General features: G+C 58.0%; 18 protein-coding genes. 8 read left to right on the top strand and 10 right to left on the bottom strand.

The window, feature by feature from the left end; genetic code table 11:
* Window positions 1-3: 3 nt before the first annotated feature.
* Both OGW17_RS16450 and OGW17_RS16445 read left to right on the top strand, forming a co-directional pair.
* The gene (locus tag OGW17_RS16450; protein ID WP_012133654.1) at window positions 4-1,368 is read left to right on the top strand and encodes an efflux transporter outer membrane subunit; all 1,365 of its coding nucleotides are present in this window, start codon (window positions 4-6) and stop codon (window positions 1,366-1,368) included.
* Window positions 1,369-1,386: 18 nt separating this feature from the next.
* A complete protein-coding gene (locus OGW17_RS16445) occupies window positions 1,387-2,556 on the top strand; it encodes a multidrug effflux MFS transporter (protein WP_071259954.1) in 1,170 nt (389 codons plus the stop codon).
* Here the strand turns inward: OGW17_RS16445 and OGW17_RS16440 are convergent.
* On the bottom strand, window positions 2,522-3,154 hold the full coding sequence (locus OGW17_RS16440) for a LysE family transporter (protein WP_071259952.1): 633 nt from the start codon (window positions 3,152-3,154) through the stop codon (window positions 2,522-2,524). The genes OGW17_RS16445 and OGW17_RS16440 overlap by 35 nt on opposite strands.
* 198 nt (window positions 3,155-3,352) lie before the next feature.
* Here OGW17_RS16440 and yahO point away from each other — a divergent pair, with 198 nt between their 5' ends.
* Window positions 3,353-3,628, top strand: coding sequence for a DUF1471 family periplasmic protein YahO (gene yahO, locus OGW17_RS16435; protein ID WP_012133651.1), 276 nt, complete (start codon window positions 3,353-3,355; stop codon window positions 3,626-3,628).
* A 262-nt stretch (window positions 3,629-3,890) separates the two neighbouring features.
* On the opposite strand, the gene prpR is transcribed toward yahO, so the two are convergent.
* The gene (gene prpR / locus OGW17_RS16430) at window positions 3,891-5,477 is read right to left on the bottom strand and encodes a propionate catabolism operon regulatory protein PrpR (RefSeq protein ID WP_058668678.1); all 1,587 of its coding nucleotides are present in this window, start codon (window positions 5,475-5,477) and stop codon (window positions 3,891-3,893) included.
* A gap of 266 nt (window positions 5,478-5,743) precedes the next feature.
* Here prpR and prpB point away from each other — a divergent pair, with 266 nt between their 5' ends.
* The 4 genes from prpB to prpE all read left to right on the top strand — a co-directional run bounded on the left by prpB (window position 5,744) and on the right by prpE (window position 11,341).
* On the top strand, window positions 5,744-6,622 hold the full coding sequence (gene prpB, locus OGW17_RS16425; RefSeq protein ID WP_024130618.1) for a methylisocitrate lyase: 879 nt from the start codon (window positions 5,744-5,746) through the stop codon (window positions 6,620-6,622).
* A 138-nt stretch (window positions 6,623-6,760) separates the two neighbouring features.
* On the top strand, window positions 6,761-7,930 hold the full coding sequence (gene prpC, locus OGW17_RS16420) for a bifunctional 2-methylcitrate synthase/citrate synthase (RefSeq protein WP_024130617.1): 1,170 nt from the start codon (window positions 6,761-6,763) through the stop codon (window positions 7,928-7,930).
* A gap of 39 nt (window positions 7,931-7,969) precedes the next feature.
* Window positions 7,970-9,421, top strand: a complete 1,452-nt coding sequence (locus tag OGW17_RS16415) for a bifunctional 2-methylcitrate dehydratase/aconitate hydratase (protein WP_071259950.1) — start codon at window positions 7,970-7,972, stop codon at window positions 9,419-9,421.
* A 33-nt stretch (window positions 9,422-9,454) separates the two neighbouring features.
* Window positions 9,455-11,341: a propionate--CoA ligase gene (prpE, locus tag OGW17_RS16410; RefSeq protein WP_071259948.1), complete on the top strand. Its 1,887-nt coding sequence runs from the start codon at window positions 9,455-9,457 to the stop codon at window positions 11,339-11,341.
* Window positions 11,342-11,437: 96 nt separating this feature from the next.
* Here prpE and OGW17_RS16405 read toward each other — a convergent pair whose 3' ends face one another.
* A complete protein-coding gene (locus tag OGW17_RS16405; protein WP_071259946.1) occupies window positions 11,438-14,515 on the bottom strand; it encodes a beta-galactosidase in 3,078 nt (1,025 codons plus the stop codon).
* Window positions 14,516-14,636: 121 nt separating this feature from the next.
* The gene (locus OGW17_RS16400; RefSeq protein WP_071260133.1) at window positions 14,637-15,719 is read right to left on the bottom strand and encodes a LacI family DNA-binding transcriptional regulator; all 1,083 of its coding nucleotides are present in this window, start codon (window positions 15,717-15,719) and stop codon (window positions 14,637-14,639) included.
* A gap of 421 nt (window positions 15,720-16,140) precedes the next feature.
* On the opposite strand from OGW17_RS16400, the gene mmuM reads away from it, so the two are divergent.
* Window positions 16,141-17,073, top strand: coding sequence for a homocysteine S-methyltransferase (gene mmuM, locus OGW17_RS16395; protein ID WP_071259944.1), 933 nt, complete (start codon window positions 16,141-16,143; stop codon window positions 17,071-17,073).
* A gap of 79 nt (window positions 17,074-17,152) precedes the next feature.
* On the opposite strand, the gene fbpC is transcribed toward mmuM, so the two are convergent.
* The 6 genes from fbpC to OGW17_RS16365 form a co-directional block, all read right to left on the bottom strand.
* Window positions 17,153-18,199 (bottom strand): ferric ABC transporter ATP-binding protein, encoded by a 1,047-nt coding sequence (gene fbpC / locus OGW17_RS16390; RefSeq protein WP_024130614.1) that lies wholly within the window; start codon window positions 18,197-18,199, stop codon window positions 17,153-17,155.
* Between the two features lie 11 nt (window positions 18,200-18,210).
* The gene (locus OGW17_RS16385; RefSeq protein ID WP_071259942.1) at window positions 18,211-20,289 is read right to left on the bottom strand and encodes an ABC transporter permease; all 2,079 of its coding nucleotides are present in this window, start codon (window positions 20,287-20,289) and stop codon (window positions 18,211-18,213) included.
* Between the two features lie 67 nt (window positions 20,290-20,356).
* On the bottom strand, window positions 20,357-21,388 hold the full coding sequence (locus OGW17_RS16380) for an ABC transporter substrate-binding protein (RefSeq protein WP_012133638.1): 1,032 nt from the start codon (window positions 21,386-21,388) through the stop codon (window positions 20,357-20,359).
* On the bottom strand, window positions 21,385-22,689 hold the full coding sequence (gene uhpC / locus OGW17_RS16375; protein WP_024130613.1) for an MFS transporter family glucose-6-phosphate receptor UhpC: 1,305 nt from the start codon (window positions 22,687-22,689) through the stop codon (window positions 21,385-21,387). The genes OGW17_RS16380 and uhpC overlap by 4 nt, the downstream gene beginning before the upstream one ends.
* Before the next feature lie 85 nt (window positions 22,690-22,774).
* Window positions 22,775-24,316, bottom strand: a complete 1,542-nt coding sequence (locus OGW17_RS16370) for an MASE1 domain-containing sensor histidine kinase (protein WP_012133636.1) — start codon at window positions 24,314-24,316, stop codon at window positions 22,775-22,777.
* Window positions 24,316-24,945 carry a response regulator transcription factor gene (locus OGW17_RS16365; RefSeq protein ID WP_047458568.1) on the bottom strand — a complete coding sequence of 210 codons (630 nt, stop codon included), beginning with the start codon at window positions 24,943-24,945 and terminating at the stop codon, window positions 24,316-24,318. The genes OGW17_RS16370 and OGW17_RS16365 overlap by 1 nt, the downstream gene beginning before the upstream one ends.
* Window positions 24,946-25,056: the final 111 nt, after the last annotated feature.

Below are 25,056 nucleotides of genomic sequence, written 5' to 3'. Positions count from 1 at the left end.
GTTATGTTGCGTATTTTTCTCTTTGTTTTCGCTCTCCTGAGCGCAGGGTGTGTGTCGCTTGATCCGCACTACAGCACGCCCGATGCGCCGGTTCCGGCAAGTTTACCGGGCGCGCAGGGGCAGGGGAACGCTGTCAGCCGCGACTGGCAGCAGATTGTTAACGACGCGCGGCTGCAACAGGTGGTGAACACTGCCCTTAACAGTAACCGTGATGTCCAGAAGGCGATTGCTGATATCGACTCCGCACGGGCGTTGTATGGCGAAGCGCGTGCCTCGTTGTTCCCGACGGTGAATGCTTCACTCAGTTCTACACGCAGCCGTACGCTGGCGAACGGAACCGGAACGAGCGCTGAAGCCGATGGCGCGGTGTCCAGCTTTGAGCTGGATCTGTTTGGCCGCAATCAGAGCCTGTCGCGGGCGGCGCGGGAAACCTGGCTTGCCAGCGAATTTACCGCGCAGAACACCCGTTTGACGTTAATTGCCGAGATCAGCACCGCGTGGCTGACCCTGGCGGCAGATAACAGCAATCTGGCGCTGGCCAGGGAGACGATGGCCAGTGCGGAAAACTCGCTGAAAATTGTTCAACGTCAGCAGCAGGTCGGGACAGCCGCCGCAACGGATGTCAGTGAAGCGATGAGCGTTTACCAGCAGGCGCGCGCCAGCGTAGCCAGCTATCAGACTCAGGTGGCGCAGGATATCAACGCCCTGAACCTGCTGGCGGGCACAACGCTGCCGGAAAGCGTGCTGCCCGGTACGCTGGAAAGCCTTGATGCGCAGGTGATTACGCTGGTGCCCGCTGGCGTCTCTTCTTCCGTGCTGTTGCGTCGACCGGATATTCAGGAAGCGGAACATAACCTGAAAAGCGCCAATGCCGATATTGGCGCGGCGCGAGCGAATTTCTTCCCGACCATCTCCCTGACGGCAAGCGCCGGTGTCGGCAGCGATGCGCTCTCGTCCTTGTTCAGTCATGGCATGAAGGTGTGGTCGTTTGCCCCTTCCATTACGCTGCCGCTGTTTACCGGCGGCAGCAACCTGGCGCAGCTCCGCTATGCCGAAGCGCAAAAACGGGGACTCATTGCTACCTATGAAAAAACGGTGCAAAGCGCGTTCAAAGATGTGGCTGATGCGCTTGCCCGGCGTGCGACACTGGATGAACAGCTGGATGCCCAGCGCCAGTATGTCGCCGCAGAACAAAAAACGCTGGATGTCGGGATGCGTCGCTATCGCGCCGGGGTCGGGGATTATCTGACCGTACTGACGGCGCAACGCACGCTGTGGTCGGCGCAGCAGACGCTTATCGCCCTGCAACTGACGGACAATGAAAACCGCATAACGCTCTGGCAGTCGCTCGGCGGCGGGGCCCGGTAATCAGAGGGAGGTGTTTTTATGGCGCGCGTGTCGCTTTCGTGGGTGTTGATCCTCGGTTTGTTAACCGGGATCGGGCCGCTGTGTACCGATCTTTATCTGCCCGCTCTGCCGGAGATGTCCGAACAGCTGGCAACGACGACCACCCTGACGCAACTGACGCTGACGTCTTCGCTGATCGGCCTTGGGCTTGGGCAACTGCTGTTTGGCCCGCTCAGCGACCGGATTGGTCGTAAGGTTCCGTTGATCCTGTCGCTGTTGCTGTTTATTGCCTCTTCGGTACTGTGCGCGACAACTCAGGATATTCACTGGCTGATCGTCTGGCGCTTTGTGCAGGGCGCGGCGGGGGCCGGTGGTTCGGTGCTCTCGCGCTCTATTGCGCGGGACAAATATCAGGGCGTGACCCTGACCCAGTTCTTCGCGCTGCTCATGACGGTGAACGGCATCGCCCCGGTGCTTTCTCCGGTTCTGGGCGGCTACATTGCCACCGCGTTTGACTGGCGTATGTTGTTTTGGGTAATGGCGGGGATTGCGACACTGCTTTTGCTCTGCTGCATCCTGTTTATCAGTGAGACGCTGCCGCAGCGAACGCGCGGCACATCGTTATTTTCGACCGGGCGCAGCGTGGTGAAAAATCGTCTCTTTATGCGCTTCTGCCTGATGCAGGCCTTCATGCTGGCGGGGTTGTTTGCTTATATCGGCTCTTCGTCATTTGTGCTGCAAAGCGAGTATGGCTTAAGCCCGATGCAGTTCAGCCTGCTGTTTGGTCTTAATGGGATCGGGCTGATCGTCGCCTCGCTGATTTTTTCCCGTCTTGCGCGTCGAATCACGGCAATGACGCTGCTGCGCGGCGGCTTGCTGTTGGCCGTCATCTGCGCGTTAATCACCTTGCTCTGCGCCTGGCTACAGCAGCCGGTTCTGGCGCTGGTGGCGCTCTTTTTTACCGTCGCCTTTTGCAGCGGAATTGGCACCGTGGCGGGCGCTGAGGCGATGAGCGTGGTGGCTGTTCAGGAGTCAGGAACCGCCTCCGCGCTGATGGGGATGAGCATGTTTGTTTTCGGTGGCATCGCTGCGCCGTTGTCGGGGCTGGGCGGCGAAACCATGCTGAAAATGAGTCTGGCGGTGGCGCTCTGTTATGTGGCCGCTCTGCTACTGGCTAGCGGTGGTTCACGCCTTCGTAAATCAGCCTGAGGGCAAACACGCCGATGATCGCGCCAATCACCCTGCTGGCAATGCGCTGAATCCGCCCGTAAACGCGGCGTACCGCCGGTAGGGAAAAGGCCTGGCTCAGGAAGATGCGCCAGATGACGGAAGAGAGCACGATGCCGGCCCAGGCCATCAGTCTTGCCCATGTCGGGGTTTCCGCGCTGAGCGTGACCGAGAAAATACTGATGAAAAACAGCACCGTCTGCGGATTTGACAGATCGGTTAGCAGTCCCCGGCGGAAGAACACGCTCCAGGGAGCGGAAATGGGCTGTTGCAGAGTCGGCATTTGCGGGGTGGCCTGATGGCGGATGCTGTTCCAGGCAAACCATAACAAATATGCGCCGCCGACGATTTTGATCAGCGAGAAAATTTCTTCGCACTGGGTAATCAGGGTCGCCATGCCAAACAGTCCCAGCCCGGAATAAATCGCATCGCCAAGCGCCACGCCCAGCCCCGTTAATACACCGGCCCGACGCCCGGAGGCGAGGCTGGTTTGTACCACCACAAAGAGGTTTGCGCCGGGGTTAAAGAAGGTTAAGACGAACAGGCTGACGGTCAGGACAACCGCGTGCAGAGGTTCCATAGTGAGATTTCCAGGGCCTGATAGTTAACGCCATACTATTTATAGTAAAAGTGCAGGGGTGAGAGAAAGATCACAAATTATGATACATCCGGCTGACTGGATTTTTCCGCTAATCTCAACTAGTTATTTAATCACTCAGAACAGAGCATCCGTTCCGAGAAGGCGATGATAGCGTAATAACACAACCGGAGCTTTTATATGAAGACAGGATATAAAGTATTGATTGGTGCGTTAGCGTTTGTCGTAACCAACGTCTATGCTGCGGAGTTGTTGACAAAGGTCGAGTTTGAGAAAGTGGAGTCGCAATACACGAAGATAGGCACCATTAATACCAGCAACGAGACGTCAACTATGGAGGCAAAAGAGGATCTGCTTAAAAAGGCCGATGAAAAAGGGGCTGATGTGGTCGTACTGACCTCCGGGCAAACCGATAATAAAATTCATGGTACTGCGGATATCTACAAGAAAAAATAAGCTGTCATTGTGCCGGATGGCGACGTAAAACGTCTTATCCGGCCTACGGTTCAGTGCTGCTCGTAGCTCGTAGGCCGGATAAGCGCCAGCGCCATCCGGCAATAAGTTCTCACTCTGCTCGTAGGCCGGATAAGCGTTAGCGCCATCCGGCAATAAGTTCTCACTCTGCTCGTAGGCCGGATAAGCGTTAGCGCCATCCGGCGATAAGTTCTCACTCTGCTCGTAGGCCGGATAAGCGTCAGCGCCATCCGGCGATAAGCCTTCACTCTTTTAATCGTCGCCAGAATGTCGTCCGGCTAATACCCAGATATCGCGCCGCCGCGGTTTTATCGCCGTTAAACTGCGCCAGAACCTGCTGCGGCGTAAGCGCTGATGGCGCTTCGGGAATCGTCGCCAGCTCGGGTAAAAACTGCTGTAAAAACTGGCTATCCAGACTGGGCTGCGGCTCGACGCTTAAAAAAAGCGCCAGGCGCTCCATCATATTCCGCAGCTCGCGAATATTGCCGGGCCAGGCATAGCGCAGAAGAATGGTCTGGCTTTGCGCCAGCCCCTCGCGCACCGATTCGCCAAACGGCGCGTCTAATGCCGCCAGGGACTGTTTCAAAAATCCCTCCGCCAGCGGCACGATATCTGACGGGCGCTCCCGAAGGGGCGGAAGCGTCAGGCGCAGAATGCTGAGACGATAAAACAGATCGGTGCGAAATTGCCCCTGCTTTATCGCCTGTTCCAGATTGCAGTGCGTGGCGCTGATGACCCGTACATCCACCGGGACTGGCTGATGCCCGCCAACGCGCGTCACCTCTTTCTCTTCCAATACGCGCAGCAGACGGGTCTGTAAGGGCAGGGGCATTTCCCCGATCTCATCCAGAAACAGCGTCCCGCCGTGGGCGATTTCAAACAGACCGGCGCGTCCGCCGCGTCGGGAACCGGTAAATGCCCCCTCCTCATAACCGAATAACTCTGCTTCAAGCAGCGATTCGGTAATTGCGCCGCAGTTAATGGCCACAAACGGAGGCGTTTTTTTACCGCTGCGCTGGCCCCGACGGGCAAAAAACTCGCGGTGAATCGCCTGCGCCGCCAGCTCTTTACCGGTGCCGGTCTCGCCCTGAATCAACACCGCCGCGCTGGAGCGGGCGTACAGCATGATCGTATGGCGAACCTGCTCCATTTGCGCGGAATGGCCGCGCATATCTCCCAGATCGTAGCGGGTGCGCAGCCCGTTGCCGGAGGCATATTGGCCGCTATGTTGCAGCGTCAGCCGGGTCATATCCAGCGCATCGCTAAACGCCTGACGCACGGTGGCCGCAGAATAGATAAAAATGCCGGTCATCCCGGCTTCTTCCGCCAGATCGGTAATTAGCCCTGCGCCGACTACCGCCTCAATGCCGTTGGCTTTCAGTTCATTAATTTGCCCACGGGCATCCTCTTCGGTGATGTAGCTGCGCTGTTCCAGACGCAAATTAAACGTTTTTTGAAAGGCGATCAGCGCGGGGATCGTCTCCTGGTAGGTGATAACGCCAATGGACGAGGTCAGTTTGCCGGCTTTCGCCAGCGCCTGGAGCACGTCGAATCCGCTGGGTTTAATCAGGATCACCGGTATGGAGAGGCGGCTTTTTAAATAAGCGCCGTTGGAACCCGCCGCGATAATGGCGTCACAGCGCTCGGTCGCCAGTTTTTTACGGATATAGTTCACCGCTTTTTCAAACCCAAGCTGGATGGGGGTGATGGTCGCCAGATGGTCGAACTCCAGGCTGATGTCGCGAAACAGCTCGAACAGACGCGTTACCGAGACCGTCCAGATCACCGGCTTGTCATGATTATCGCGAGCGGGAAGGTGCGTGTCAGCCATAGCAGTTGATGTTGTATTGAGGGACCGAGATTTTGTTTTAGCCGTGTTTCATAAATGTTGCAATGAAACAGCGCGAACCGTTTCATGAAACGTTAGCTGACACGCTTTTGTCCTGATGAAAGGTATGGTTAAGTTTGTGTTTTTTTGTTATTTATTTGAATTATAAGAAAAAACAAAATTCTCTCTTTTTCAGCGACCGCTCTGGCATTCCCTTTGCTTTATGTGAATCAACATTAAATAACAATTTGATAACAAGAGGATGGGATATGTCTCTACACTCTCCGGGCCAGGCGTTTCGCGCTGCGCTCACCAAAGAAAACCCCTTACAGATCGTCGGCGCCATCAATGCCAATCACGCATTACTGGCCCAGCGCGCAGGCTATCAGGCGATTTACCTTTCCGGCGGCGGCGTGGCGGCGGGATCGCTGGGTCTGCCGGATCTGGGGATCTCCACGCTGGATGATGTGTTGACCGACATCCGCCGTATTACCGACGTCTGCCCGCTGCCGCTGCTGGTGGATGCCGACATCGGCTTTGGTTCCTCCGCCTTTAACGTGGCGCGTACGGTGAAGTCGATGATTAAAGCCGGCGCCGCTGCGCTGCATATCGAAGATCAGATCGGCGCGAAACGCTGCGGCCATCGCCCGAATAAGGCGATCGTGTCCAAAGAGGAGATGGTGGACAGGATTCGTGCGGCGGTGGATGCGCGTACCGATCCTGACTTCGTGATCATGGCGCGTACCGATGCGCTGGCGGTGGAGGGATTAGAGGCGGCGATCGATCGCGCGCGGGCTTATGTGGAAGCGGGGGCCGACATGCTGTTCCCGGAAGCGATTACTGAGCTGTCAATGTATCGCCAGTTCGCCGATGCCGTACCGGTGCCGATCCTGGCGAATATCACGGAGTTTGGCGCGACGCCGCTGTTTACCACCGACGAACTGCGCAGCGCTAACGTGGCGATGGCGCTCTATCCGCTGTCGGCATTTCGCGCCATGAATCGCGCTGCCGAGCGTGTCTATAACGTGCTGCGCCAGGAAGGCACGCAAAAAAACGTTATCGACATCATGCAGACCCGCAACGAGCTGTACGAAAGCATCAATTATTACCAGTACGAAGAGAAGCTGGATGCGCTGAACCTGAAGTAGAGCCGTAGGCCGGATAAGGCGCAGCCGCCATCGGGCATTGCCGGATGGCACTTCGTTTATCCGGCCTACGGCTTATCAGGCCTACGGCGACGAAACGTACACCCTCAATACCCTACATATAACAATGACGAGGACAACATGAGCGATACGACGATCCTGCAAAACAACACCCATGTCATTAAGCCCAAGAAATCTGTCGCATTATCGGGCGTTCCGGCCGGAAATACCGCGTTGTGTACCGTGGGAAAAAGCGGCAACGACTTACACTATCGCGGGTACGATATTCTCGATCTCGCGGAGCATTGTGAATTTGAAGAAGTCGCGCATCTGTTAATTCACGGCAAATTGCCCAATAGCGATGAACTCCATGCCTATAAAAATAAGCTGAAAGCATTGCGTGGATTACCGGCCAATGTACGCACCGTGCTGGAAGCATTGCCTGCGGCGTCGCACCCGATGGACGTCATGCGCACCGGCGTGTCGGCGCTCGGCTGTACGCTGCCGGAAAAAGAGGGGCATACCGTTTCCGGCGCGCGCGATATCGCCGACAAACTGCTGGCCTCGCTCAGTTCCATCCTGCTCTACTGGTATCACTACAGCCATAACGGCGAACGTATTCAGCCGGAAACTGACGACGACTCCGTCGGTAGCCATTTCCTGCATCTGCTGCACGGCGAGAAGCCGTCGCAAAGCTGGGAAAAGGCGATGCACATCTCGCTGGTGCTGTATGCCGAGCATGAATTCAACGCGTCCACTTTCACCAGCCGGGTGATTGCAGGGACGGGCTCCGATGTCTACTCCGCCATCATCGGCGCGATTGGCGCGCTGCGCGGCCCGAAGCACGGCGGGGCAAATGAGGTATCGCTGGAAATTCAGCAGCGTTACGAAACGCCGGAGGAAGCCGAAGCGGATATCCGTAAACGCATTGAAAATAAAGAGGTGATCATTGGTTTCGGCCATCCGGTCTACACCATTGCCGATCCGCGCCATCAGGTGATCAAACGCGTGGCGAAACAGCTTTCGGAGGCCGGTGGTTCGCTGAAGATGTACAACATCGCCGACCGTCTGGAAAACGTGATGTGGGAATCGAAAAAGATGTTCCCCAACCTCGACTGGTTCTCGGCGGTCTCCTACAACATGATGGGCGTCCCCACCGAAATGTTCACCCCGCTGTTTGTGATCGCCCGCGTCACCGGCTGGGCGGCGCACATCATCGAACAGCGTCAGGACAACAAAATTATCCGACCTTCCGCCAATTATACCGGCCCGGACGATCGCGAATTTATTCCGCTGGATCAGCGCCAATAACTTTATTTCTCTAACGATAAAACGCAGGAAATGTACCCTATGTCCGCACAAATAATGAACATTCGCCCGGAATTTGACCGTGAAATCGTTGATATCGTCGATTACGTCATGAACTACGACATCACCTCTAAAGTGGCCTGGGACACCGCCCACTACTGCTTGCTCGACACGCTGGGCTGCGGTCTGGAAGCGCTGGAATATCCGGCCTGTAAAAAACTGCTGGGGCCGATCGTTCCGGGCACCGTCGTGCCGAACGGCGTACGCGTACCGGGCACCCAGTTTCAGCTCGATCCGGTGCAGGCGGCGTTTAATATCGGCGCGATGATCCGCTGGCTCGACTTCAACGATACCTGGCTGGCGGCAGAGTGGGGCCACCCCTCTGATAACCTCGGCGGGATTCTGGCAACCGCAGACTGGCTGTCGCGTAATGCGGTTGCCGCAGGCAAAGCGCCGCTGACCATGAAGCAGGTGCTGGCCGGGATGATCAAAGCCCATGAGATTCAGGGCTGCATCGCGCTGGAAAACTCCTTCAACCGCGTCGGCCTGGATCACGTACTGCTGGTCAAAGTGGCTTCGACAGCGGTTGTCGCCGAAATGCTGGGGCTGACGCGTGATGAGATCCTCAACGCGGTGTCGCTGGCGTGGGTGGATGGTCAGTCGCTGCGCACCTATCGCCATGCGCCAAACACCGGAACACGTAAGTCCTGGGCGGCGGGCGATGCCACCTCCCGCGCGGTGCGTCTGGCGCTGATGGCAAAAACCGGTGAGATGGGCTATCCGTCGGCGCTGACGGCGAAAACCTGGGGCTTTTATGACGTCTCTTTCAACGGCGAGCCGTTCCGCTTCCAGCGTCCGTATGGTTCTTACGTCATGGAAAACGTGCTGTTCAAAATCTCCTTCCCGGCGGAGTTCCACTCGCAGACGGCGGTTGAAGCCGCCATGACCCTCTTTGAACAGATGCAGGCGGCGGGCAAAACGGCGGCGGATATTGAGAAAGTGACGATTCGCACCCATGAAGCCTGCATTCGCATCATCGACAAAAAAGGGCCGTTGAATAACCCGGCCGACCGCGACCACTGCATTCAGTACATGGTGGCGATCCCGCTACTGTTCGGGCGCTTAACGGCGGCGGATTATGAGGACGGCGTAGCGCAGGACAAACGCATTGACGCCCTGCGCGAGAAGATAACCTGCTTTGAAGACCCGGCGTTTACCGCCGACTATCACGACCCGGAAAAACGCGCCATCGCCAACGCTATCACCCTTGAATTTACCGATGGTTCACAGTTTGCCGAGGTGGTAGTGGAGTACCCGATTGGCCACGCTCGCCGCCGCGCCGACGGCATTCCGAAGCTTATCGATAAATTCAAAATCAACCTGGCGCGTCAGTTCCCGACCCGTCAGCAGCAGCGCATTCTGGATGTCTCCCTGGACAGAACTCGCCTGGAGCAGATGCCGGTCAATGAATACCTCGACTTATTTGTCATCTGAGCCAGCAGGCAGTAAGTTCAACAGGAGAGCTTCATGTCTTTTAGCGAGTTTTATCAGCGTTCCATTACGCAGCCGGCGTCGTTCTGGGCCGAGCAGGCCCGACGTATCGACTGGCAGCAGCCGTTTACTCAAACGCTGGATTACAGCGATCCGCCGTTTGCCCGCTGGTTTTGCGGCGGAACCACTAATTTGTGCCATAACGCTATCGACCGCTGGCTGGACAAGCAGCCGGATGCGCTGGCGCTGATTGCCGTCTCTTCTGAAACGGAAGAGGAGCGCACGTTTACCTTCAGCCAGTTGTATGACGAAGTGAACGTGGTGGCGTCGATGCTGTTGTCGCTGGGCGTGCAGCGCGGCGACCGGGTGCTGGTTTATATGCCGATGATTGCCGAGGCGCACATTACGCTGCTGGCCTGCGCGCGGATTGGCGCGATTCATTCGGTGGTGTTCGGCGGTTTTGCCTCGCACAGCGTAGCGGCGCGAATCGACGACGCTAAGCCGGTGCTGATTGTCTCGGCAGACGCCGGGGCGCGCGGCGGTAAGATTCTGCCGTATAAAAAGCTGCTGGATGATGCCATCGCGCAGGCGCAGCATCAGCCGCGCCACGTTTTGCTGGTGGATCGCGGGCTGGCGAAAATGGCGCGAGTACCGGCGCGCGATCTCGATTTTGCGTCGCTGCGTCAGCAGCATCTCGGGGCGCGGGTGCCGGTGGCCTGGCTGGAATCCAATGAGATCTCCTGCATTCTCTATACCTCCGGCACGACCGGAAAACCGAAAGGCGTACAGCGCGACGTCGGCGGCTATGCGGTGGCGCTGGCAACCTCGATGGACACTATCTTCGGCGGCAAAGCGGGCGGCGTGTTCTTTTGCGCGTCGGATATCGGCTGGGTTGTGGGGCACTCCTATATTGTCTACGCGCCGTTGCTGGCAGGCATGGCAACCATCGTTTATGAAGGGTTGCCGACGTACCCGGACTGCGGCGTCTGGTGGAAGATCGTAGAGAAATACCGCGTCAGCCGGATGTTCTCTGCGCCAACCGCCATCCGCGTGTTGAAGAAGTTCCCGACGGCGCAGATCCGCAATCACGATCTCTCCTCGCTGGAGGTACTCTATCTGGCCGGTGAGCCGCTGGATGAGCCGACGGCCGCCTGGGTGACGGAGACGCTGGATGTGCCGGTTATCGACAACTACTGGCAGACCGAGTCCGGCTGGCCGATTATGGCGATCGCCCGCGCGCTGGACGACCGGCCTTCACGGCTGGGCAGCCCTGGCGTACCGATGTACGGCTATAACGTGCAGTTGCTCAACGAGGTCACTGGCGAACCTTGCGAAGTGAACGAGAAGGGGATGCTGGTCATTGAGGGGCCGCTGCCGCCTGGCTGCGTTCAGACTATCTGGGGGGACGATGCGCGTTTTGTGAATACCTACTGGTCGCTGTTCTCGCGTCAGGTGTACGCCACTTTCGATTGGGGGATTCGCGACGCGGACGGCTATTATTTCATCCTCGGGCGCACCGATGATGTGATCAACGTCGCCGGACACCGTCTGGGCACGCGCGAGATCGAGGAAAGCATTTCCAGTTACCCGAACGTGGCGGAAGTGGCGGTGGTGGGGGTGAAAGATGCGCTGAAGGGACAGGTGGCGGTAGCGTTTGTGATCCCGAAACAGAGCGACACGCTGGAGGACAGGGACGTGGCGCAAACGGAAGAGAAGGCGATTATGTCGCTGGTGGACAGTCAGATCGGTAATTTTGGCCGCCCGGCGCACGTCTGGTTTGTTTCACAGTTGCCGAAAACACGCTCTGGCAAAATGCTGCGTCGTACGATCCAGGCGATTTGCGAAGGCCGCGATCCGGGCGATTTGTCCACGCTTGACGATCCCGCTTCATTGCAACAAATCCGTCAGGTGATTGAGGAGTAACCGAGGTGCCCGATGGCGTTATCGCTTATCGGGCCTGGAAGAAAATGTATCGCAGGCCGGATACGGTGCCTGCACCGCCATCCGGCAGTTTCCCTTTTACCGCCAGCTTATCTGGTAGTGGTAGCGCCCGGCGCTGAGCTGATATTCCGCAGAGACAGAAGGGCTCCAGGAGTCATCGCCGCCCACGCCCATATGGAAACCGTCAATATTGAGCCAGGTGCCCGCTTCCGGCTGGAGCAGATGGCGGTGGCTGGTTTCCATCAGCTGTTTCTGGCTATAGCGACCGATGTTGAACTGAAAATCGCCGCGCCACTGATGCGCGCCATAGCGCAATTCACGCGTTCCGCAGCGCAGGCCGTTTTCGCTCGGGAAAACATACGGGGTGTACATCTCTTCCAGCGGCAGATCCCAGCGATCAAAACAGGCGGCAGAGAGACGATCCGGGTAGTTTTCGTGCGGGCCTAATCCCAGCCAGTTGACCCGCTCCGCTACCTGCGCAAGCTGGCAGCTCAGGCCGATGCGCGCCGGATGCGGTGTCCCGCTGGCGACGTCAACATCTACCGTTATCTGCATTTCACCGTTGCCGTCGATACGGTAGATTTTCCGGCTGATGAACAGCGTTTCGCCCTGATACTGCCAGGCGTGGGCGGTGGTAATCAGTATCGCGCTGGCAAGCGTGTCGGCATCGCATTGCAGTAATACCGCTTTAGCCTGGTAATGGCCGGCGGCCTTCCAGCGTTCAACCCAGGCGTTAGGGTCGATGCGGGTTGCCTCGCTCACGCCGATGTCGTTGTCCAGCGGCGCGCGGGTGAACTGATCGACAAGCGGAGTCAGCAACTGTGCCTCTTCGCCAATCCAGAACTGCGTTAATACGCCCTGCTGGCGGCTGAACTCCCAGCGTTTCTCGCCTGCGACAATACGGAATGCCGTCCCGCTGCTGGTGAGCTGTGGCGCGTTGCCAGCGTGCTGCGGCCACTGCGTAGCGAGTTTTTCGCCGAGCTTCCACTGTTGCCAGGCGCTGATATGTCCGGCTTGCGACCACGCGGTTGCCTGCGGTTGTTCAACGCGTACCGTCAGCCACAGCTGGCCTGCGGTTTCCGCTTCCGGGAGCGCTGGCAGCGTGATGATCTGGCGTCCCTGCGGCGGGATATCCAGCGTCACAACGCCTGCGGTCAGCGGGTTGCCATCCAGCGCCAGTGACCAGTGGAGCACTTCGTTATCGCTATGGCGGAACAGGTATTCGCTGGTCACTTCAATCTGACATTCGGCTCCCGGCAGCAGCGTAAACTGGAAAAACTGCTGCGCGTGTTTGGCTTCATACAGTGACGGATGCGGCGTACGGTCGGCGAACACCAGGCCGTTCATACAGAACTGACGGTCGTTAGGCGCGTCGCCAAAGTCGCCGCCGTAGGCTGACCACGGCCGACCGTCGTCGTCATATTTGATAAGCGACTGATCCACCCAGTCCCAGACAAAACCGCCTTGCAGACGCGGATACTGGCGAAACGCCTGCCAGTATTTCGCGTAACCGCCGAGGCTGTTGCCCATCGCGTGGGCGTATTCACAAAGGATCAGCGGGCGCTGCTCGCCCGGCATCGACAGCCATTTTTTGATCGACCATTTCGGTACGGCGGGGAAGGGCTGATCCTGATCGACGCGGGCGTACATCGGGCAAATGATGTCGGTTGCCGCCGTATTCGCGCCGCCGCCTTCATACTGCACGGGACGGGAGGGATCTTCCGACTTAATCCAGCGGTACAGCGCGTCGTGGTTGGCGCCGTGCCCGGACTCGTTGCCCAGTGACCAGATAATAATGCTCGGATGGTTGCGGTCGCGCTGTACCATCCGCGTCACGCGCTGGCTCATGGCGGGCAGCCAGACCGGATCGTCGCTCAGGCGATTCATCGGCACCATGCCGTGGGTTTCGATATTGGCCTCATCCACCACGTACAGGCCGTAGCGATCGCACAGGGTGTACCACAGCGGGTGATTCGGATAATGGGAGCAGCGCACGGCGTTAAAATTGTTCTGCTTCATCAGCAGAATGTCTTTAATCATGGTCTCTTTATCCATCACCTGGCCGTTTTCCGGGTGATGTTCATGGCGGTTGGCGCCGCGGATCAGCAGCGGTTTACCGTTTAACAGCAGCAGACCGTTTTCAATGCTGACCTGACGGAAACCGACGTCGCAGGCTTCGGCTTCAATCAGCGTGCCATCGGCGGCGTGTAGCTGTACAACGGCACGATACAGATACGGGGTCTCCGCGCTCCACAGCGCCGGGTGTTCGACATTCAGACGGAGGGTTGTGCGATCAGGGTAAGCGCCGCGCTCATCAATGATCTCGCTGCCGAGCGGGGCGGTTTTTTCTCCGACGAATGTTTCGCTATCCCACAGTTGCACCGTCACGCGTAAATCATCGCGTCGTTCCCCCGTCGCTCTGACCTCCGCTTCCAGCACTGCGCGGCTGAAATCATCGTTGAAGCGGGTGTTGATGCGCAGGTCACGGATTTGCGTTGCCGGTTTATGCAGCAGCGAGACGTCGCGAAAGATGCCGCTCATCCGCCACATATCCTGATCTTCCAGATAGCTGCCGTCACTCCAGCGCAGCACCATTACCGCGAGGCGGTTTTCACCCTTAAGCAAAAAATGCGTGAGATCGAATTCAGACGGCAGACGGCTGTCCTGACCGTATCCGACCCAGCGACCGTTGCACCACAAATGGAAGGCGGAGTTCACGCCATCAAAAATGATCCGCGTCTGGCCTGCCTGTAGCCAGTCTGCGTCAATACTGAATGTGAGCGAGTAACATCCGGTTGGGTTATCTGCCGGAACGAACGGCGGGTTAACCGGAATGGGATAGGTGATGTTGGTATAAATGGGGGCGTCGTAACCGTCCATTTGCCAGTTAGACGGCACGCACACGCTATTCACCTGTTGCAGATCGCTTGTACGCCAGCTCTCTGGTACTGCTTCAGGCGCCGAAAACCAGGCAAACGTCCATTCACCGTTCAGGCTGCGCTTTTGTGCGGAGTCACGGTTCGCGCGGGCGTCATCGGCATTACGCCAGCTGCAAAAAGGAGGGTGCGCCTCCAGGCGATTAAGTTGCGTTACGCCAGGGTTTTCCCAGTCGCGACGTTTCAGAACGACGGCGAGTGAATCTGCATTCTGGGGCATAGCGGTATCCTGATTGGGTTTGTTATTCGCTCACAATTTCAGTCAAAATACGAAGAAGGGATTCCTGCTGTAAAGGACAGGAGGTTCAATGAGTGAACTGACTCACACAATTGTTATGCGTTCACATTTTCGGCGCTAACAGCGAAACCTGACGAGCCAGTTGGATCAAGGAGTCGGCCAACGCCTGCGGAGAAGTGACCTGAGCATTGGGGGGCTGCACGGTTTTACGCTGAACCAATGAAACGGGGAGTCGCTGGTTATCGGTGGCGGGCTCGCCACGGGAGAGTTGCAGCAGTTTGTCGACGCTGGTTGCGCCAAGCAGGGGGAAATTCTGTCTGATGGTGGTCAGCGGTGGGATGTAGCAGGCGCTGTCTTCGGTGTCATCGTAGCCTATCACCGAGATATCCTGCGGGATGCGCAGGCCAAACTCGGCGATCGCCCGCATGGCGCCCAGCGCCATCTGATCGTTAGCCACCAGTATTGCGGTGGGCATCGTTCCGTCATTGAGCATCTGCATGGTTTGCTGGAAACCGGACATCGCGCTCCAGTCGCCTTCCGTTTCTGCCACCGGTCGCAACTGATAGTGGGTCAGATATTTATGCCAGCCCGCCAGTCTTAGCCGCGCAGAGACGGACGAGTGCGGCCCTGTCAACAGCGCGATGCGCTGGTGCCCGTGTTCTACCAGATGCTCAACGCCCAGACGCGCGCCGTCGTCATGGGAAAAGATAATGCTGTTAACGGGGAACCGATCGGACACGTCGAGAAACAGTACCGGCACGTTGCCGCAGGCGGCGGCAACGGCAATGGCATCGTTCTCATCAAGCGGGTAGTTGATGAGCAACCCGCTTACCCGCTGCGCCAGCAGGTTATGTACCGCCGCTTTGCAGGCGTCTACCCCGTTGCGCTCCACCATCGCGATCACCACGCTGGCGCCTGACCTGTCGGCGCGGGATTTAATCGCCGCGACAATTTGCGACGGCGCGTGCAGCGCGAGGTTAGCGGTGGCGACACCGATGAGCGGGGTTTGTTTACCCGCCAGCTGCTGCGCGACGCGATTGGGAATGTAATTCAGCTCCGCCATCGCGGCTTCGACTTTTTCACGGGTTTTGGCGGAAACGTGGCTGGCCTGATTCACCACGCGAGAGACGGTCTGATAAGAGACGCCTGCACGGTCTGCAACATCATAGAGCGTTACCGGTTTCACATTCATCACCCTGAATTTGTTGTTATCTGCGCGTTATGATGCCACACCCTGAAGGTTTTTCGCCATTCTGCCGGTCTGACGTCAGTTGGTCGGCTGATATCGCCCCTGGCTCCTGACGTTGTCCTCATTCCGTCGTATGAGTGGGGACGGTATGTTCCCACTTCTGTCTGAGCGCCGGTGCGCTGCCTTGTTGCCAGAGTTGTAAGAGATTCTGGCAGCGGAGGCATTATGAGCTGGCGACCCTTTCTTTACCTCATTGTTACTCCTCACCCGGTGCTGAGCGCCCGGCGCGCGCGTTTGCGGCTGGTACAAGGCTGACGAGTCTTTAATAATTGCGTAGCGCTCCCGATTACCGCCCGGCGCGCTGTGTTATGGTGCTTGTTTCATTGCCGATTTCATAAGCAGAAACAGGAGCCAGACTATGTCGCAACATAATCCGTTGAGCGCCATCCTTGATAAACAGGATTTCCTGTTGCTGGACGGGGCGATGGCGACGGAACTGGAAGCGCGCGGCTGTGATTTAGCCGATAGCCTGTGGTCAGCGAAGGTGCTGGTAGAAAACCCGGCGCAGATCCGCGAAGTCCACCTTGATTACTACCGGGCGGGGGCGCAATGCGCGATTACCGCCAGCTACCAGGCAACGCCCGCAGGACTTGCCGCGCGTGGGTTTGATGAAGCGCAGTCGAAAGCGCTGATCGGCAAGAGCGTGGAACTGGCGCGCAAAGCGCGGGAAGCGTATCTGGCTGAGAACCCGCAGGCGGGCACGCTGCTGGTGGCGGGTTCCGTCGGGCCATATGGCGCGTATCTGGCCGACGGTGCGGAATATCGCGGGGATTACGTATGTACTCCCGAAACGTTCCAGGCTTTTCATCGCCCGCGTGTGGAAGCGCTGCTGGATGCGGGCGTTGACCTGCTGGCCTGCGAAACGCTGCCGAATTTTATTGAGATGAAAGCGCTGGCTGAGTTGTTAACCGAATATCCACGGGCACGGGCATGGTTTTCGTTTACGCTGCGCGACAGTGAGCATCTGAGCGACGGTACGCCGCTGCGTGACGTGGCGGCGTTTCTCAACGCCTGCCCGCAGGTTGTGGCGACAGGCGTAAACTGCATCGCGCTGGAAAACGTCACCGCCGCATTGCAGCATTTGCACGGGCTGACCGCGCTGCCGCTGGTGGTTTATCCCAATTCGGGCGAACGGTACGATGCGGTAAGCAAAACCTGGCATCATCACGGCGAAGCGTGCGCCACGCTGGCAGAGTATTTACCGCAGTGGCTGGCGGCGGGTGCGAAGCTGATTGGCGGTTGTTGCCGGACGACGCCGAAGGATATTGCTGAATTGAACGCGCAACGTTGAGTGTGTGGGCTGATGCCTTACCCGGCCTACAACGTGCACGAACCGTAGGCCGGGTAAGCGTAGCGCCACCCGGCATCAATTACACTGCGTCTGCTAAAACAAACATCCCGTACGGGTGGATTTCGAGGTAATAATTTTCCCCCACGTCCGGCTGCAATCGGGTGGCGTTAACCTGCAATAAAATCTCCTGTCCGTGCCACGCCACCGTCACCTCATACTGCGGCCCCATATAGGCGACATGCTGAATCACACAGCGCTGGCTCTCTTCGCCGCGATCGCTCAAGGTAATCGCTTCCGGGCGCACGCCAACGGTGCCGGAACCCTGGGCGGCAAAGTGCGCCGGGCGCGGCAGTCGATAGCCGTAGATATCCACATACTCCTGACTGAACGTCGCCGGGAACAGGTTGGCATCGCCCATAAAGCTCGCCATAAAGCGTGACGCAGGTTGACGGTAGAGATCCTGCGGCGAACCGATCTGCATAATATGCCCCTTGTTCATCACCAGCACGGTATCGGAAACCGCAAAGGCTTCGCTCTGATCGTGGGTGACGTACAGCGAGGTGATATCAAACTGCTTTTGCAGTTCGCGGATCTTGTCGCGCATGCTGCGGCGCAGGTTGGCGTCGAGGTTACTTAACGGCTCATCAAACAGCAGCACCTTCGGCTTGAGGATCAGCGCGCGCGCCAGCGCCACGCGCTGCTGCTGACCGCCGGAGATCTGATCAACATAGCGATCTTCGAATCCTTCCAGATCCACCATCGCCAGCGCCTCTTGCACACGGGCTTTCACTTCGCTGCGCGACACGCCAAGCATCTTCAGACCGTAGCCGACGTTTTCTCCCAGCGACATGTGCGGGAACAGGGCATAAGACTGAAAGACCATACAGATATCACGCTGCTGAATAGAGCGATGGGTGACGTCTTCGCCATCAATGAAAATCTGCCCTTCGCTCGGTTTTTCCAGCCCGGCCACCAGACGCAAAATGGTCGTTTTGCCGCAGCCGGAAGGGCCGAGCAGCGTCACCATTTGCCCCTGCGGGATGGTGAGATTGATATTATCGATAACCGTGTTGCTGCCGAATCGTTTGGTGACGTTGCGCAGTTCAACAAAATTTTTCTGACTCATAGTGCGCTCCATTACGCCTGGTTTTTGGCTTTTGAACGGGAGATACGCGCTTCCCCGATCAGCCAGTCAAAGATGAAAATAATCGCCAGCATCACCACGATCAGAATCGAGCCGTAGGCGATCGCCACGCCGTATTCGCCGTCTTCCACGCGGTTGAGGATGTAGGCCGTCGCCACGCGGGTGTCTGGCGTGACGAGGAATACAATGGCGCTGACGGTGGTAATGGCGCGCACAAAGCTGTAGATCAGCGCTGAGAGGATCGCCGGGCGCAGCAGCGGCAGCAGGATGTGCGTGATGGTGCGTAAGCTCCCGGCGCGCAGGCTGAGCGACGCTTCATCCAGCGATTTATCGATCTGGCCTAATCCGGCGATCCCGGCGCGAATCCCAACCGGCACGTTACGCATCACCATCGAAATAATCACAATCGCCGCCGTTCCGGTGAGGTACACCGGGGCGCTGTTAAAGGCGAGGATGTACGACACGCCCGCCACGGTGCCCGGTACGGCGAAGCACAGCATGGTGGTGAACTCGATAGTCTTTTTGCCTTTGAACTGCTGGCGTACCACAATCCAGGCGATCAGCAGACCGAAGATGGCGGTGATCGGCGCGGCAATTCCGGCGTAGAGCAACGTATCAAGCAGGGAAGGCCACGCGCCGTCGCTCATTCCCTGGCCGAACAGCTTGATAAAGTTCGCCAGCGTCAGGGTGTAATCCACGCCCCAGTTGACGGTGAAGCTACCGTAGAAAATGCTGCCGTAGAGCAGGGCGTTGAAGGCTATCCACACGGCCAGAATGGCGATGACGCTCCACACCAGGGTGACAGGCAGCGGCTGGACGTCGCCACGGTACGATTTCCCGGAGACCGTGACGTAAGAGCGCTTACCGATCCACATATACTGCACACAGAACACCAGCAGCGAGAACAGCAGCAGGAACGCGCCCAGCGTACTGGCGGCCTGATAATCAAGCTGCGAACCGGTGATATAGAAATAGATCTGCGTCGCCAGCACGTCGAAGTTACCGCCGAGCACCAGCGGGTTACTGAAGTCGGCCAGCGACTGCACCACCACGATCAGGAAGGCGTTCGCCAGCGCCGGTTTCAGCAGCGGGACAAACACACCGTTAAAGGTCTGCCAGCGGCTGGCGCGCAGGGTATATGACGCTTCTTCCAGCGATGGATGGATAGTTTTGATCGCCCCGTCGAGGATCATAAACGCCATCGGGGTAAAGGCCAGCACCTGCGCCAGCCAGATGCCGGTAAACCCGTACAGCCAGTTGGTGTTGGTCAGCCCGAACCACTCGACCATAAATTCGGTGACGTAGCCGGAGCGTCCCATCATCAGCGTAACGCCTAAACCCACTACGAACGGCGGCGTGACGATTGGCAAAATCGAGAAGATGCGGCCAATAATGGCGCTGCGTTTGGCAATGCGGGTGGTGTAAATCGCCAGCACCAGGCCGAAGAAGGTACAGCCCACGCCCACCGCAATCGACAGGGCGATGGAGTTGAGGATCACCTGGATGATATGCGCCTGCGACAGCACCGTCATAAACGCCAGCGGCGCGAACTCCCCGGCGTCGTTGGTGAACATCGGGATGAAAATCGCGATACTCGGCCAGACGATAAAGATGCCGATCAGCGCCACAATGGCGGTAAGTGAGCCGATCACGAAGCGGTCGCCGCCCAGCCATTCCAGACGGGTCAACGCCAGCGTCATGATCGCGCCCAGCGCGACGAACAGCACGATAGTGGCGTAGCCTAAACCACGGCCTTCAACGGTGGCGCTGACGACGATAAAGGCCATACACAACAGCGCCCAGCCCGCATCAAGGTAATGGCGGCTGCGCTGTTCGCGCCTGGCTTCATGGAACGGGCGAATCAGCAGCAGGCTTGGCAGCAGATACCACAGCCAACTGATATTGCGCTGTGACCAGCCGTAGGACTCAAGGATTTCATCGCCCGTGGACTCCAGCAGGCCGTAATCCAGGCTCCAGCTTGGCAGCAGGGCAAACGCCAGCCAGCCCAGCAGAACCCAAAAGAATATCGCATCCCGTTTTTTCACGGGATGGTGTGCAAGTGTGTGTGACATAGCGGTTCCGGTATTGTGGCCGGGTACGGCGTTACGCCGCCACCCGGCAAATGAACGCAATGTGGGCTTATTTACCCATCTTCACTTCGCTAACCCACTTATTGATAAGCTGCTTACGGACGTCGGTAGAACCGTATTTATCCATGTCGTAATTGATGAGCTTCAGGTCGTCGAGCTTCAGCGAGTTCGGTGATGTTTCCGCTGTGGTGTTGGTCAGGATCTGATAAGACTTGCCTTTCTTCCACGCCAGCTCTTGTGCTTCTTTTGACAGCACCCAGTCCACGAACAGTTTGGCGTTGTCGAGGTTACGCGCGCCTTTCAGGATGCTGACGCCGCCAATTTCATAGCCGGTGCCTTCGCACGGAGAGATCAGCTCCAGCGGCGCGCCCTGTTCTTTTTCCAGCGAATAGTCGTGCAGGAAGCCGATGCCGATAGCGGTTTCGCCACGGGCGGCGTTACGTGCCGGGGCAATACCGGATTTGGTGTACTGAGACACGTTGGCGTTGAGCTGTTTCAGGTAATCAAAGGCCTGATCCTCTCCCCACAGCTGGGCGAAGGTCGCCAGTGCGGTATACGCGGTGCCTGAACTTTGCGGGTCGGCAATCTGAATCTCGCCTTTGTATTCCGGTTTGGTCAGATCCTTCCAGCATTTTGGCACCGGCAGATTTTTCTCTTTCAGGCGCTGGGTGTTGACGCCAAAACCGAGAATACCGACATACACCGCTGAAGAGAGGTTGCCTTTTACTTTCGCCGGATCGCGGAATTTCTCCATGACCTGCTCAAGATTGGGAGACTTGTAGGGTTGCAGCAGCCCCATTTCACCCGCCTGGGACTGAGGGTCCAGCGTCCCGCCGTACCAGACGTCCGCCTGCGGGTTTTTCTTCTCGGCATCGACTTTCGCCAGCGTACTGCCGGAGCCATTGCGGATGAATGAGGTTTTGACGTCATATTTGTCGCCAAACGCTTTGGTTTCTGCTTCGCACATTTCGTTGGTGGCGCTGCAATAAACCACCAGGCGGCCTTTGGCCTGCGCGGCGCCGGTTAAGGTTGCCAGCGCAATGCCGGATGCAATCAGGGTAGAGGTAAGCGTCAATTTCATTGTTTTATCCTTTGACTGAGCGAGGTGGTGATGCCCGCCATCAGTAGCGGCATCAGCAATAAACCCATAAGTACCGCGGCGACCGAGAGCAGACTGAACATGCCCGACCAGCCGTAGCGTTCAATGACCAGCGACAGAGGCCAGCCCGCCAGCGCTGCCCCCAGATAGGCGAACAGGCCGAGAAACCCGGTGATGGAACCGGCCGCCGCTTTGTGTCCGCACTCGACGGCGGCAAGGCCAATCAACATTTGCGGGCCAAAAACGAAAAAGCCCACTGTAAAGAAACAGACCGCCAGCAGTGCGTAATGGTGTACCGGCGCTAACCACAACGCGGCGACGGACACCATCAGCCCCAGCGTGAACAGCAAAATCATCGGCGCGCGCTGGCCGCTGAACAGCAAATCCGACCCCCAACCGGCGAACAACGCGCCGAGCAGACCGCCAACTTCAAACAGCATCACCGTGGCGTTGGCGCTGAGCAGATTGACGCCGTGGCTTTCCGTGAGCCAGATGTTGCCCCAGTCGTTGAGGGCGATGCGGATCAGATAGACCAGCACATATGAGACGCCCAGCAGCCAGATCATCGGGTTTTTCAGCATCGTGGTGCGCAGCATCTGCCACAGCCCCATCGGCGGGCTTTGCTGCTCCTGGCGCAGCTCCAGCGGGTCATGACGCCATGCGCCGACCGTTGGCAATCCCTCTTCCTGCGGCGTGCCTTTCAGCTGTAGCGTGAGCCAGATACCTAATGCCATGCTGATGATTCCCGGCGCCAGCATCGCCGCCTGCCAGCCCCACCAGTGGGCGGCGAAAGCGCTAATCAGCGGGATAATCGCCCCGCCGATGTTGATCGACATATTCCAGCAGCCCCACCAGAAGCCGCGCTCGTTGCGCGAATACCAGTGGGTCAGCAGTCGGGCGCAGGGCGGCCATCCCCAGCCCTGAAAGAAACCGTTCAGCGTCCAGACCGCCAGCAGCAGCGTCAGCGACTCGCCAAAGGCGAACACCACATTCAGCAGGCCGGTGGCGAACAGGCCAACGCCCATAAACCAGCGCTGCCCGTGGCTGTCGTGCCACAGCCCGGCGGTAAACTTCGACAGGCCGTAGGTCAGGTAAAACAGTGAACCCAACAGGCCGATATCGCCTTTATCAAGTCCCAGATCCGTTTGCAGCGCCGGAAGCACGTAATTCACGCTTTTTCGCGTCAGGTAAAACGCGGCGTACCCAATGACCATGCACATCAGCAACCGCAGGCGTAGCGCCCGGTATCGTTGGTCTGTTTCGTTTACTGGGCGTGGGTGCATGGCCGTCTCCGTTTGTGCTGACTATAGGAAAGTGAAAACCAAAGGGGATGAGAGAAAGTCCGCAGTGATTAAGACTTTTTCCTGGTCAGGACGTGGTTTGTTGCAAAATTGTGGGCAAGTTAACAATTACCCGCGTGCCGTGCAGCGATTCGAGCGTCAGTTCGCCACCCAGCGCGCTGACCCGTTCGCGCATCCCCTGAATACCGAATCCCGGCATTTTTTCAGGCTGGATGCCGGTGCCGTTGTCCCGAACTTCCAGATGGAGGGTCTGTTTCTGCTGGCTTAACAGAATTGTGACCTCGCTGGCTTCGGCATGTTTACAGACGTTGTTCAGCAGTTCCTGCAACAGGCGGTAGAGGGTAAACCTGACGGTTTCATTTTCCGGGGTAAGCGTAAGGCGATACTCAAACTGGCAGCGAATCCCACGTTCGGGGAACGCGAATTCGTTGACCAGATGATGCAGCGCCTCTTTAAACGACAGCTCATCCAGCGCGGGGGGACGTAGCTGGCGTAACAGCTGGCGGGTAGAGTGGTGAATACGGCGGGCGAGATCGTTTATCTGGCTGGCGGCGGCCTGCGTCTGCGCCGGATCGCGCGCGCGTTTCACGAGCTGTGACTGGATCTGAATGGCGGTGATGTTCTGCCCGATCTCGTCGTGCAGCTCGCGCGCCAGGTTTTTGCGCGTATCCTCTTCGGTATGGATCAGCTTTTCGGTCAGCGCCCGGCGCGCCGCCAGCTCCGCCTCCAGACGCTGGCGATAGTGGTGCAGGTTTTGCGCCAGATGCTGCTGGCGGCTGATGGCGATCCCAAGACCTATACCGAGTAGCGCCTGGGTGGCGAGGAAAATCTCCAGTTCGACCAGGTTGTTAAACCCGACGCCGACCTGGCGGGCGATGGTGATCATCATGCTGCCCAGCAGCCCGGAGAGCACGCCGCCCTGCCAGCCAAACTTCCACGCCATCACCACGTTAGGCAGGAACACCACGATCAGCAGCAGGCGTTCAATTTCCGGCGACAGCACCATTTGCGTGCCGATGCCGATAATAAAGAACAGGCTGCACCAGATGATCAGCGAAGTGCGCAGCGGCGGGTTGTTGGTATCCAGCCCCAACAGGTGATAACGGTGCTGCTGGCGTAAAAATTCAAATACCAGATAAACAAAGGGGGTGAGCAGCACGCCGCCGGTAAACGACGCCAGGCCAGTCAGCATCGCCGGGCTTTTTATAAAGGGCGACAGCAGGGCGGTATTCAGCAGCGAGGCCAGCGTGACGGCGGCCAGCAGCAGCGTGAGACGCTGCCAGTACAGGGGAAAACGGTGCCAGAATTTTTGTCCGATGCTGGCCGGGATCAGGCAGATCAGCGGCGCCGCCAGCAGGACGTAGCCGCTGAGCAATTGCTCGCTATGGAGCCATAACGGCATCAGCACCGGCGGCAGTATCAGCGCGGGCCAGTAACGGCGGGAGAGTAAAATCAACAGCGCAAGATAAACGCCGTGCGGCAAAAAGAGCGCCGCCTGTTGGCCGTTATGGGTCAGGTAAAAGCCCAGCGTCCATAGCATCAGCCAACCTGTTCCCCAGGCCAGCAGGATAAACAGTGAGATCACCCAGTAACGCACGCCGCGAGACATCAGTGCCCCGTCAGCAGCTGGTGGTCGAGGGCGAAATGCACCAGCTCGATGGTACTGTGGCACTGCAATTTACCCAGTACGTTAGCACGGTGGACGTGAACGGTTTTATGGCTGAGGTCGAGCTTAAATGCGATCTCTTTGACGCTGTCGCCTTTGACCAGTAAATCAAAAACTTCTCGCTCACGGGGGGTTAATACCTCCAGCACCTGCGCCGGCTGTTCGCCGCCGCGCAGCGCCCGCAACGCATCGGCGCACAGATAGTGGCCGCCCATACCGACGGAACGCACCGCCTGAACCAGCTCTTCCGGCCCGCAGCGTTTAGTCAGATAGCCGCTGGCGCCTGCATCCAGCGCGCTTTGCACAAACGCTGGCGTGTCGTAAATACTGAGGACGATGGCGCGAAACGTGGGTTTTTGCGCGCGTAGCCGCTTTAACAGACTCAGCCCGTTTTCGTCCGGCATCGCGATATCCAGCACCGCGACGTTAACGTCATCGCGCAATAATGCGGGCCAGGCTTCCGCCGCGCTGCTGTACTGGCCTGCTACGTCCAGATCGTCTTCAAGACTTAATAATTGCGCAAAGCCGGAACGCACCACCACATGGTCATCAACCAGCACCACACGAATCATATGCTTACTCTCTTGCCGAATAATGCCTCTATGATGCCTGCCCCCGCTGCGCTGGCAATCATCCGGGTGTGGTTATGGAATGAATGTAACAAAATCGCAATAATTTGCAGG

The organism is Citrobacter sp. CK181 (assembly GCF_030333595.1).
Taxonomy (GTDB): domain Bacteria; phylum Pseudomonadota; class Gammaproteobacteria; order Enterobacterales; family Enterobacteriaceae; genus Citrobacter_B; species Citrobacter_B koseri.
This window is presented reverse-complemented; position numbering and strand designations above follow the sequence as displayed.